The sequence below is a fragment of the Methylobacterium sp. CM6241 genome, assembly GCF_054817845.1.
Genome location: NZ_CM139246.1, coordinates 3,073,236 through 3,084,239 on the forward strand (window position 1 = coordinate 3,073,236; position 11,004 = coordinate 3,084,239).

At 68.1% G+C, this 11,004-nt stretch carries 13 protein-coding genes; 6 read left to right on the forward strand and 7 right to left on the reverse strand.

Annotated elements, in window-relative coordinates; genetic code table 11:
• The first annotated feature begins 21 nt into the window (after positions 1-21).
• Positions 22-453: a CBS domain-containing protein gene (locus ACYQR9_RS14325; protein ID WP_311275510.1), complete on the forward strand. Its 432-nt coding sequence runs from the start codon at positions 22-24 to the stop codon at positions 451-453.
• A gap of 47 nt (positions 454-500) precedes the next feature.
• On the opposite strand, the gene ACYQR9_RS14330 is transcribed toward ACYQR9_RS14325, so the two are convergent.
• From ACYQR9_RS14330 to folE, 3 genes are read right to left on the reverse strand one after another with little or no spacing between them, the layout of a single operon-like run.
• Positions 501-1,565: a patatin-like phospholipase family protein gene (locus ACYQR9_RS14330; RefSeq protein ID WP_405030619.1), complete on the reverse strand. Its 1,065-nt coding sequence runs from the start codon at positions 1,563-1,565 to the stop codon at positions 501-503.
• Entirely contained in the window at positions 1,562-2,002 is a 441-nt protein-coding gene (hisI, locus tag ACYQR9_RS14335; protein WP_311275511.1) for a phosphoribosyl-AMP cyclohydrolase, read from the reverse strand. Before hisI ends, ACYQR9_RS14330 begins: the two co-directional genes overlap by 4 nt.
• A 17-nt stretch (positions 2,003-2,019) precedes the next feature.
• Entirely contained in the window at positions 2,020-2,847 is an 828-nt protein-coding gene (folE, locus tag ACYQR9_RS14340; RefSeq protein WP_461226834.1) for a GTP cyclohydrolase I FolE, read from the reverse strand.
• A gap of 230 nt (positions 2,848-3,077) precedes the next feature.
• Between folE and ACYQR9_RS14345 the strand changes: the two genes are divergently transcribed.
• Both ACYQR9_RS14345 and yidD read left to right on the forward strand, forming a co-directional pair.
• A complete protein-coding gene (locus tag ACYQR9_RS14345; protein WP_461226836.1) occupies positions 3,078-3,521 on the forward strand; it encodes an iron-sulfur cluster assembly scaffold protein in 444 nt (147 codons plus the stop codon).
• 4 nt (positions 3,522-3,525) lie between these two features.
• Entirely contained in the window at positions 3,526-3,882 is a 357-nt protein-coding gene (gene yidD / locus ACYQR9_RS14350) for a membrane protein insertion efficiency factor YidD (RefSeq protein WP_461226838.1), read from the forward strand.
• Here the strand turns inward: yidD and ACYQR9_RS14355 are convergent.
• Positions 3,856-4,533, reverse strand: coding sequence for an ArsR/SmtB family transcription factor (locus ACYQR9_RS14355; protein WP_461226840.1), 678 nt, complete (start codon positions 4,531-4,533; stop codon positions 3,856-3,858). The two genes, yidD and ACYQR9_RS14355, sit on opposite strands and share 27 nt — an antisense overlap.
• Before the next feature lie 192 nt (positions 4,534-4,725).
• Between ACYQR9_RS14355 and ACYQR9_RS14360 the strand changes: the two genes are divergently transcribed.
• Both ACYQR9_RS14360 and ACYQR9_RS14365 read left to right on the forward strand, forming a co-directional pair.
• Positions 4,726-5,073 carry an antibiotic biosynthesis monooxygenase family protein gene (locus ACYQR9_RS14360; RefSeq protein ID WP_461226842.1) on the forward strand — a complete coding sequence of 116 codons (348 nt, stop codon included), beginning with the start codon at positions 4,726-4,728 and terminating at the stop codon, positions 5,071-5,073.
• Between the two features lie 31 nt (positions 5,074-5,104).
• Positions 5,105-5,575, forward strand: a complete 471-nt coding sequence (locus tag ACYQR9_RS14365) for an OsmC family protein (RefSeq protein ID WP_461224131.1) — start codon at positions 5,105-5,107, stop codon at positions 5,573-5,575.
• On the opposite strand, the gene ACYQR9_RS14370 is transcribed toward ACYQR9_RS14365, so the two are convergent.
• The gene (locus tag ACYQR9_RS14370) at positions 5,562-6,923 is read right to left on the reverse strand and encodes a 2-hydroxycarboxylate transporter family protein (protein WP_461226844.1); all 1,362 of its coding nucleotides are present in this window, start codon (positions 6,921-6,923) and stop codon (positions 5,562-5,564) included. The two genes, ACYQR9_RS14365 and ACYQR9_RS14370, sit on opposite strands and share 14 nt — an antisense overlap.
• Positions 6,924-7,279: 356 nt before the next feature.
• Here ACYQR9_RS14370 and thrS point away from each other — a divergent pair, with 356 nt between their 5' ends.
• Positions 7,280-9,307 (forward strand): threonine--tRNA ligase, encoded by a 2,028-nt coding sequence (thrS, locus tag ACYQR9_RS14375; protein WP_461226846.1) that lies wholly within the window; start codon positions 7,280-7,282, stop codon positions 9,305-9,307.
• A gap of 58 nt (positions 9,308-9,365) precedes the next feature.
• Here the strand turns inward: thrS and ACYQR9_RS14380 are convergent, their stop codons facing one another.
• Together ACYQR9_RS14380 and ACYQR9_RS14385 are read right to left on the reverse strand one after the other, a co-directional pair.
• Complete coding sequence (locus ACYQR9_RS14380) at positions 9,366-10,493, reverse strand: branched-chain amino acid ABC transporter substrate-binding protein (RefSeq protein WP_461226848.1); 1,128 nt, start codon at positions 10,491-10,493, stop codon at positions 9,366-9,368.
• 70 nt (positions 10,494-10,563) lie between these two features.
• Positions 10,564-10,920, reverse strand: coding sequence for a DUF6867 family protein (locus ACYQR9_RS14385; protein ID WP_056429399.1), 357 nt, complete (start codon positions 10,918-10,920; stop codon positions 10,564-10,566).
• Positions 10,921-11,004: the final 84 nt, after the last annotated feature.

Sequence of the window (11,004 nt, forward strand, 5' to 3'; positions counted from 1 at the left end):
AGCCTATGGGAGATCATGGTCATGACCGTCGCACGCATCCTTTCCGAGAAGGGCGGCTCAGTCGTCACTGTGGAGCCGAACCGGACCCTGGACGACGCCATCCATCTCCTCGCCGAGAAGCGGATCGGCGCCATCGTGGTGAGCAATGACGAGGGCGCGGTCCTCGGCATCCTGTCCGAGCGGGACATCATCCGGGCCCTGTCCCGCCAGGGAGCGGGGGCGTTCGATGCTCCGATCTCGCAGCACATGACGGCGTCGGTGACCACCTGCACCCGGTCGAATACCGTCGAGGAGGTCATGCAGCTGATGACCGACGGGCGCTTCCGCCACGTGCCCGTGGTCGAGGACGGGCGGCTCGCCGGCCTCGTCTCCATCGGTGACGTGGTCAAGCGCCGGATCGCCGCCGTGGAGGCGGAGCACCAGGCCATGCGCGACTACATCACCATGGCCTGACACGGCGTCGGGGATCCCTCACGCGGAGCGGAGGGGCCCCGGCAGGGTCAGACCCGCTCGGCCGCCAGGGTGACGAGTTCCCTGATGCGCGGCAGGGCGGCCTTGGCCGCTTCCCGCCCGAGGAGGATCGCCTCTTCGGCGCGGTGGAACTCGAACAAGCCCATCTCCGCGAGGCGCGGGGACAGCATGAGATCCGGCGGGTCCCGCTCCAGCCTCGCCCGCGAGATCCGGTCCTGGGTGATGTTGAACGCGTCGAACATCACCCGCCCCATGCCGGGAGGGCCGGGCTCGCGGGGCGGGGCAGGGCGTGGCGCCGGCCCGCGCCGACCGGTACCGCGCATGCGGTTCAGCAGGTTCCATCCCCGGCGCGACGTGGTGAGGGGCAGGGCCGGCGAGGCGGCCCCGTCACCGTCAGGCCCGATCACCAGACCGGGCTCGGCCCGCGGATCGCCGTTGAGGTTCACGCAGATCACCAGTTCGGCCCCGAGCCCGCGCGCGAGCTTGACCGGCACCGGATTCACCAGCGTTCCGTCCATCATGAGGCGCCCGTCGAGGCGCACCGGGGGAAACAGGCCGGGGAGGGCGTAGGAGGCCCGGATCGCCTCCACCAGGGAGCCACGGGTCAGCCAGACCTCGTCGCCCGAGCCGAGATCCGTCGCGACGCTGGCGAAGCGGATCGGCAGGTTCTCCACCCGCCGCGTGCCGAGATCGCCTTCGAGGCGGCGCTTCAACCGCTCGCCGGCGATGAGGCCAGACCCCAGGCGCAGGTCGAGGAGCCCCATGACCCGCCGCCTCGTCAGCGACAGGGCGAAATCCTTGAGCAGATCGAGCTTGCCGGCGGCGTAGCAGCCCCCCACGACGGCACCGATGGAGCAGCCCGCCACCATATCGGGGTGGATGCCGGCCTCTTCCAGCACCTCGATGACGCCGATATGCGCCCAGCCCCGCGCGGAACCGCCGCCCAGAGCCAGACCGATTCGCGGTCCCGACGGCTTCGGTTCGGCCACGGGCTCGACACTGCCCCGTGGAAAGACCGGCTTCTGCGACAGGGTGGACAGCATGCCCTGGCGGTAGAGGGCGACCCCGCGAAAGGACAGCCCATCCCAGGTCACGGCCCGGCGGGTCCGAGCAGGGCCTCGCCGGATACCGGATCGAGGGAGACGGCGCGGTAGAAGCAGGAGCGTCGCCCGGTATGGCAACATCCGCCATCGCCTCCGACCTCCACCGAGATCAGGAGCGCGTCCTGGTCGCAATCGACCCGCATCTCGACGACGCGCTGGACCTGCCCGCTGGTGGCGCCCTTGTGCCAGAGCTCGCTCCGCGAGCGCGACCAGTACCAGGCCTCGCCGGTCTCCAGGGTGAGCCGCAGGGATTCGGCGTTCATATGGGCAAGCATCAGGACCCGGCCGTCATGGGCATCGACGGCGATGCAGGCGACGAGACCGTTCGCGTCGAAGCGCGGGGTCAGCGTTGCGCCTTCCTCCACATCCTTGCGCGAACCGGGCGGGGAGAACCCACCGGGCGCGGCGGTAGCTTGGCTCACCGTCATCGCGTGGAATGCCCGCGTCAGTTCTTGTTGTTGCGGACGAGGGTCAGGAACCGGACCTGCTCGTTGGCATCGTCCTTGAACACGCCGCGAAACTGCGTGGTCAGGGTGGAGACGCCGGCCTTCTGCACGCCGCGCATGGCCATGCAGAGATGCTCGGCCTCCACCATCACGGCGATGCCGCGCGGCTTGAGAATGTTCTCGATCACGTCGGCGATCTGGGCCGTCATGGTCTCCTGCGTCTGCAGGCGGCGGGCGAAGGTGTCGACCACGCGGGCGAGCTTCGACAGGCCGACCACGCCCTTGGTCGGGTAATAGGCGATATGGGCAAGGCCCATGAACGGCACCATGTGGTGCTCGCAATGGGAGTAGAACGGGATGTCGCGCACGAGCACGATGTCGGAATAACCCTCCACCTCCTCGAACACGCGCTCGAGCAGGGCGTCGGCATCCTGCTCGTAGCCGCCGAAGAGCTGGCCATAGGCCTTCGCCACACGGGCGGGCGTATCCTTGAGGCCTTCGCGATTCGGGTCGTCGCCGGCCCAGCGCAGCAGAGTGCGCACGGCGGCCTCGGCCTCTTCCCGGCTCGGACGGCCGGTGGCCACGGCATCGGGCACGCGCTTGGCCGAAGCGGGCAGGGGAGCGACCTCGGCGGGGGCCTCGACGGGGCGGGAATTGTCGTTGCGCATGCCGTTCAGGGTGGCCGGCGCAGCCGTGGCAATCGGGTCCATTCCCTGATGATCCGTGTCGGTCAGGCGATAGGAGAGGGATTTGAGCGCGGCATCCATGGCATCTCCCGCACGGGCGACACGTGCGTTCATCGTCGAACTATCTGGTTTTGCGTACATCGTCGAACCATCTCGGTCGCGTTTTCAGCCGCGTTGCCGCAGGCCGGCGCCCGAACGTTAAGGTCTCCTTGGCCGTGGGCGCGACCCTGGTCGACGAACCGCCTCCTCGCGAAACGGTACGCTGGCGCCTATATCGTCGTTATCGCGCCGCCGCGCAATGCGGGGAATGCGGATCAGACCATCGTGATCGGAAGCCGGCTGTCTGTCGGCGCCCCGACGGGACCTCCCATATGCTCGACGACATCTACAATCGCCGCATTCTCGAACTCGCCGCCGACATCCCGCGTCTCGGCCGGCTCCACGCTCCGGATGCCAGCGCCACCGCCCATTCCAAGCTCTGCGGCTCCACCGTCACCGTCGATCTCTCGGTGAAGGACGGCACGGTGACGGACTTCGCCCATGACGTGAAGGCCTGCGCCCTGGGCCAGGCCTCGTCCTCTTTGATGGCCCGCCACGTGGTCGGCGCCACGGCGGACGAGTTACGGGAGGTGCGCGACACGGTGCGTCGCATGCTCAAGGAGAACGGGCCGGCACCGCAGGGCGAGTGGGCCGACCTCGCCGTTCTAGAGCCGGTGCGGGATTTCAAGGCGCGCCACGCCTCGACCCTCCTCACCTTCGACGCCGTGGTGAATGCCCTCGATCAGGTCGCCGCCAAGGCCCAGGCCGCCGAATAGAGCCATGGTCCGCCGCGCGGCCCATTGGGCGATCCGGGGCTACCAGCTCACCCTGTCGGGCCTGATCGGCCGGCAATGCCGGCACTGGCCGTCCTGTTCGGACTACACCGACGAGGCCATCCGCCGGCACGGAATCTGGCCGGGCGGCTGGATCGGGTTCTCGCGCATCTGCCGCTGCGGCCCGTTCGGCACGCATGGGATCGACATCGTGCCGGACGTCCTGCCTCCGCGCTCGGCCTGGTATGCCCCCTGGACGTATGGGCGCTGGCGCGGGGTGAATGCCCCGCCTTCGCCGTTTGCGTGCGAGGCGGTGGAGGAGACGGATCGAGGCGTTTCAGGCGGGAGGACCGAAGGCGGCTGACAGGGCGCGCGCGCCGTCCGTCGTGAAGGCGATCACGCGGCCGTCCGCGCGGGAGGCCCAAGCCCGGTCGAGGACATGGTGCAGCAGAGCCGCGCCGAGCGCGCCGCCGAGATGATTCCGGCGTTCGCTCCAGTCGAGACAATAGCGGCAGACGGGCCTGCGTCCCCGCTCCAGCGACGCGACGTCGAGTCCCCGATCCGTCAGGCCCTCACGGCCGGAGGCGGTGAGATTCGTCTCCGCCTCGTCGATCCACCCCCGCGCGATGAGGCCCTGCAGGAGCAGGACGCCGCGCTCGCCGGCCAGATGGTCGTAGCAGATACGGGCCTCGCGCAGGGCCGCGTCGCGCGGGCCTGTTCGGGTGCGGACCGCCCCGGTGCGCTGGGCCAAGCCCATCAGGTGCTCCAGGACGACGGCGACGTCCGACCCGGACAAGCGATAATACCGATGCCGTCCCTGCCGCTCGACGGTGAGAAGGGCCGCCGCTTCGAGCTTGGCGAGATGCCCGCTCGCCGTCGGCAGGGCGATGCCGGCCACCTCGGAGAGTTCGCTCACCGTGAGGGCGCGCCCGTCCATCAGCGCCGTGAGCATGTTGGCGCGGGCGGGGTCGCCGAGAAGCGCGGCGACGGCGGCGATGACGGGGCCATCCTGCATCGTTCGATCTTAACCGAAGCATCGTCGGCGGGCCATCGCCTATGATCCTGCCTCGGCCAAGGCAGGAGACGAGGCGTTCATGATCGCATGTGTCCTTCGAGAGGGGAGCGAGAAGTCGCGGACGGAGGCCGTCGAGCCATCTATGCGCGCCTGGAACAGGGTGACCCCACACCGCGTGACCGGAGAGCCGGCGTGATCGCGGTCATCTTCGAGGTCTGGCCGGCACCGGATCGCGCCGACCGCTATCTCGATCTCGCCGCCTCTCTCAGGGAAGAGCTTGCCGGCATCGACGGATTCCTGTCGGTGGAACGTTTCCGAAGCCTCACCGAGCCTGACAAGGTCCTGTCGCTGTCGTTCTTCCGGGACGAGGCGGCGGTACGCGCCTGGCGCGAACGCCCGCACCATCGGGCGACCCAGGCGGAAGGACGTGGCGGAGTGTTTCGCGATTATCGTCTGCGGATCGCCCATGTCCTGCGCGATTACGGCATGATCGACCGGGACGAGGCACCGGCCGACAGCAATGCGGCCCACGGCGCATGACGCGCGCCGTCGACAACCGGAGAGACCGACCATGTCGACCCATATCGCGGATGTCGCCTGGGCCCTGAAGCCCGGGGAGGATTTCGCCGCCGGGCGCTACGGCCGGGGGCACACGGTCGAGTTCGATGGCGGCGTGACGCTCGCCGGCACCGCATCGGAGCACGTGGTCGGGAAATGGGCCGCTCGCGAGGCCGTCGACCCGGAGGAGATGCTGGTCGCGGCACTGTCGAGCTGCCACATGCTGACCTTCCTCCACCTCGCGCGCCTCGCCGGATTCGGCGTGACCGCCTATCGGGACCATGCCGAGGGCGTGCTGGAGGAGACGAAGCCCGGACGTCGCGCGGTGACGCGGGTCACGCTACGCCCGGAGATCGACTGGGCCGGCGCCACGCCGGATGCCGACCAACTCGCGGCGCTCCACGAGGCCGCGCATGAGGAGTGCTTCATCGCGAATTCGGTGAGGACGGAGGTCGTCGTGGCCGCTCCCCTCAGCCCCCGCTGACCCAGCGCATCACCACCAGCGTCCCCGTCACCGTCAGCGCGCCGCCGATGCGGGTGGCGATCTGGGCGAAGGGCATCAGCGCCATGCGGTTGGCGGCGGTGAGGATCGCCACGTCCCCGGTGCCGCCCTGGCCGCTATGGCACGCATTCACGATGGCGGTCTCGATCGGGTACATGCCGAGGCGGCGGCCCACCAGGAATCCGGTGCCCATCAGCGTCACCACGGTCGAGACGATGGTGACGAGGTTGGCCAGCGTGAACGCCGCCACCAGCTTGTCCCAGGGGGTCATCGACACGCCGATGGCGAAGAGCAGCGGATAGGTCATGCTGATCTGCACGAACTTGTAGGCGACGAAACCGCCGGCCTGGAGGCGCGGCGAGACGGCGCTGGCGAGCTTGGCGAGCACCGCGAGGAACAGCATCGCCACGGGGGCGGGGAGCCCGGTGAGGTGGTGCGTCATCACGCCGAGGAGGTAGAGCGTCACGGCGGTGAGCGCGGCCGCGCCCACCGTCGCCGCGTCCACCGGCGCGTCCTCGACCTTGGCGGCAGTGACGTCGTTGTCCCGGTCCGGCTGCAGGCGGCCCTCGCCGGTGAGATGCGGCAGCCGCTTGCCCACGGCATTGAGGGTGCCCGCCAGCACGATCGCCGTCAGGCTGCCGAGCATGACGGGAGGCAGCACCTGCGCGAACACATCGCCCTGGCCTTGGCCGAGGATGGCCGCGTAGCCGATGGAGAGCGGGATCGCCCCTTCGCCGACGCCGCCGGCCATGATCGGGACGACCAGGAAAAAGAACGTGTGATAGGCGCCGAGGCCGAGCAGGGTGCCGACCAGCGTGCCCACGCAGGCCGCCGCAACGGAGCCGGCCGCCAGGGGTACGAAGATCTTCAGGAAGCCCTTGATCAGCACCTCGCGGTCCATGCCTAGGATGCTGCCGACGATGATCGTGGCGATATACAGGTAGAGGAAGTTGGTGAACTTGGTGAAATCCGTGATCGCCTTCACCAGCGGCGTCGGGATCAGCATGTAATAGACCAGGGCCGAGGGGATGAAGGTCGCGAAGATCGCGCCCGCCCCGATGGTCTTGAGGACCGGCAGCCGCTTGCCGATCTCGGCGCAGGTGAAACCGCCGAGCGCCAGCACCGCGATCATCGTCGGCGCATCGGGCTTGATCTCGCCCTCCGAGGTCAGGACCGCCAGCAGGATCGCCAGGATGAGATAGACCGGCAGAGGAATGATGCCGATCTTGATGTCGACGAGCCGCCACCAGCCCTCCGGCCAGAACCGGCGCGCGGGCATCTCCGCCGCCGGGACGGGCTCGGCGGCAGCGGCGGAAGCTGGGTTCGCCATCGATACTCTCCCATCGGCCGGTCGCCTTTCGGGCCGGCCTGATTGATCGGAGCTTCTACGGCGTACCGGCAAGAGTGTGACCCGCCACCGGCCCGCCGCGGCTCCCTGGTGCGTGCATGGGCGGATCAGGCCGGAAGCTTGTCAATCGCAGCTCGTATCAACCGATCCGGATCGTCTCGGAAGTTCGTTCACGTCCGCGAGAGCCCGGAAAAGGCCGGCCGAGGCCCCGCGCGGATTTCTTCCTCCTGCGAAACGGTCTAAACCGCGCCGCACGCGCTGACGCCGCGCGCCACCTCAAACCCAGATCCGCTTACCTGCCTCGTTCGCAGGAGTGAGCCCCCGGAGACTCGTTCGCGATGCCCATTCTGACATTCCCCGACGGCAATACCCGCAGCTACGACGCCGCGGTGACCGGCCGTACCGTCGTGGAGGGCATCGCCAAGAGCCTCGCCAAGCGCACCGTGGCGATGGCCCTCGACGGGCGGGTCCGCGATCTCGACGACCTGATCGATGCGGATGTGCGCATCGAGTTCCTCGACCGCGCCGACCCGCGCAGCCTGGAACTGATCCGGCATGATTGCGCCCACGTCCTCGCGGAGGCCGTGCAATCCCTGTGGCCGGAGACCCAGGTCACCATCGGCCCGGTGATCGAGAACGGGTTCTACTATGACTTCGCCCGCGACCAGCCGTTCACCCCCGAGGACTTCCCCAAGATCGAGGCGAAGATGCGCGAGCTCATCGCCCGCGACGCCCCCTTCACCAAGGAAGTGTGGAAGCGCGACGACGTGCGGGCGCTGTTCGAGTCGAAAGCCGAGAAATACAAGGTCGAGCTCGTCGACGCGATCCCGCCCGGTGAGGATCTGAACATCTACCGCCAGGGCGAGTGGTTCGATCTATGCCGGGGCCCGCACATGACCTCGACGGGCAAGGTCGGCACCGCCTTCAAGCTGATGAAGGTGGCGGGCGCCTATTGGCGCGGCGATTCCAACAACCCGATGCTGACCCGCATCTACGGCACCGCCTGGGCCACGAAGGAAGACCTCGACGCCTATCTCCACCGGCTGGAAGAGGCCGAGCGCCGCGACCATCGCCGCCTCGGCCGCGAGATGGACCTGTTCCACTTCCAGGAGGAGGGGCCGGGCGTCGTGTTCTGGCACGCCAAGGGCTGGACCATCTTCCAGGAGCTCATCGCCTATATGCGTCGCCGCCTGAAGGGCGATTACGCCGAGGTGAACGCGCCGCAGATCCTCGACAAGTCGCTCTGGGAGACCTCGGGCCACTGGGACTGGTACCGCGAGAACATGTTCGCCGCGCAAAGCGCCGGCGACGAGGCCGAGGACAAGCGCTGGTTCGCGCTGAAACCGATGAACTGCCCCGGCCATGTGATGATCTTCAAGCACGGCCTGAAATCCTACCGCGACCTGCCCCTGCGCATGGCCGAGTTCGGCATCGTCCACCGCTACGAGGCGTCGGGCGCCATGCACGGGCTGATGCGCGTGCGCGGCTTCACCCAGGACGACGCCCACGTCTTCTGCACCGAGGACCAGCTCGCCGACGAATGCCTCAAGATCAACGACCTGATCCTCTCGACCTATAGCGATTTCGGCTTCGGCGACATCGTGGTGAAGCTCTCGACCCGGCCCGAGAAGCGGGTCGGTTCGGATGCCCTCTGGGACCATGCCGAGGAGGTGATGACCCGCGTCCTGGCGCAGATCGAGGAGCAGTCGGGCGGCCGGATCAAGACCGAGATCAACCCGGGCGAGGGCGCTTTCTACGGGCCGAAATTCGAATACGTGCTCCGCGACGCCATCGGCCGCGACTGGCAATGCGGCACGACCCAGGTGGATTTCAACCTGCCGGAGCGCTTCGGGGCGTTCTACGTCGATGGCGACAGCCAGAAGAAGGCACCGGTCATGGTGCACCGGGCGATCTGCGGCTCGCTGGAGCGTTTCACCGGCATCCTGATCGAGCATTTCGCCGGCCATTTCCCGCTCTGGCTCGCGCCGGTTCAGGTGGTGGTGGCGACGATCACCCAGGAGGCGGACGGTTACGCCCGCGAGGTCGTGGCGGCGCTGAACCGCGCCGGGCTCCGGGTCGAGTCGGACCTGCGCAACGAGAAGATCAACTACAAGGTCCGCGAGCATTCGCTGGCCAAGGTGCCGGTCATGCTCGTGGTCGGCCGCAAGGAAGGCGAGGAGCGCACCGTCTCGATCCGCCGGCTGGGCAGCCAGCAGACCCGCACCGCCGCCCTCGACACGGCTCTCGCCGACCTCCTCGCGGAAGCGACCTCACCGGACATCCGCCGGGCGCAGGCCGTGGACGAAAGCGTGCCGAGCGCCGAAGTCGCGCTCGACGGCCAGCACGGGGAAAGCCCGACGCCGTGATCCGGTCTCGGTAAGCATTCCCTCTCCCCGCCCGGCGGGGAGAGGGGTAAGCGTCGTCCTACGGGACCTCGTTGCCGGCGTAGTTGATGGAGCCGTCGGCGCCCTTCTTCCACATGTACATGACGTAGTCGGGCCGGGTGATGTCGCCCTTCTTGTCGTAGGAGATGTCGCCGATCACGGTGTCGAACGGCTTGCCCTGGTGCAGATGTGCGGCGAGCTTCTGCCCATCCGTCGATTTCGTCGCCTCCATCGCCTGTTTCAGGATCTGAACGGCGGCGTAGGAATAGAGCGTGTAGCCTTCCGGCTCGAACTTGATCGCCTTGAAGGAATCGATGGTGGCCTTGGCCTTGGGGTTCTTGCGGGCGTCGGGCGAGAAGGTCATGAAGGTGCCTTCGGAGCCGGGGCCGCCGACCTGCGCGAACTCACGGTCGGCGAGGGCATCTCCGCCCATGAGGGGAGCCTGGAGGCCCTGGTCGCGCATCTGGCGGATCAGCAGCCCGGCCTCGGTGTAGTAGCCGCCGAAGTAGATCACATCGACATTGGCCTGTTTGAGCTTCGAGACGAGGGCGGAAAAATCCTTCTCGCCGGGCGTGAGGCTCTCGGAGATCGCAGCGGACCCTCCCTTGGCCTTCAGCGCCTTCAACGTCTCTTCGGCCAGCCCCTTACCGTAGGTGCTCTTGTCGTGGATGAAGGCGACCTTCTTGCCCTTGAACTTGTCGGCGAGATACGCCGCCGCGACCGCGCCCTGCTGGTCGTCACGGCCACAGGTGCGAAACGTGTTCCAGTTGCCGCGTTCGGTGAACTTGATCGCCGTGGAGGCGGGGGTGATCTGGATGATGCCGGCCTCGATCAGCGCTTCGGAGACAGGAATCGAGACGCTGGAATTGAAGTCGCCGACCACCATCTTCACGCCCTCGCCGGCGAACTTGTTGGCGACCGACACGCCCTGCTTCGGGTCGGAGGCGTCGTCACCGACCGAGACGACGAGTTTCTCGCCGTTGACGCCGCCGGCCTTGTTGATGTCCTCGACCGCCTGAACCGCGCCGTTCCGGATCTGCGCGCCGAACGCGGCGCTCGGCCCCGTGATCGGCGCGATGACGCCGATCTTGATCTCGGCCTGCGCGGTGCCCGCCAGCATCAGCGCGCCCAGCGCCACGCTCATCGCCATCAGTGTTTTCATGGTCATTTCCCCTCGATCAGCGCGGCGGATCCAACCGTCTCCGCATGGCGCATGGTTGCATGAAGATGGTGCGGATTCACGCCCCTTGCCGGTCCCGCCAGGTCAGCGGGCCGGTGCGCTCGTAGAGCCAGCGATACTGGGTGGTCATCTGCCGGGTGCGGGTGACCCGGTAGCCGAGCGCGCCGATGGCGAGGATCACCACCGCGTCGAGGGCGTAGCCGGCCGGCGAGAGCAGCGTGCCCGAGAACAGGGCATAATGCAGGAAGCGCGAGACCGCCGCGATGGCGAGCCCCGCCAGCACGCACTGCCAGAACGGACGCCATCCCCGGGCGAAGCTGCTGCCCGCCATCCAGGCCGCGCCCCCGCCCATCGCCAGCGTGACGAGGAGGAAGATGCCGAGATTGGGCGTGTCGAGGGACAGGGTCTCGGTCATGATGTCTTGCCTGGCGATGCCATCCGAAGCGTGACGCGCTTTCCCTCCCCCCTCAGCGGGGGAGGGTGGCCCGCGAAGCGGGTC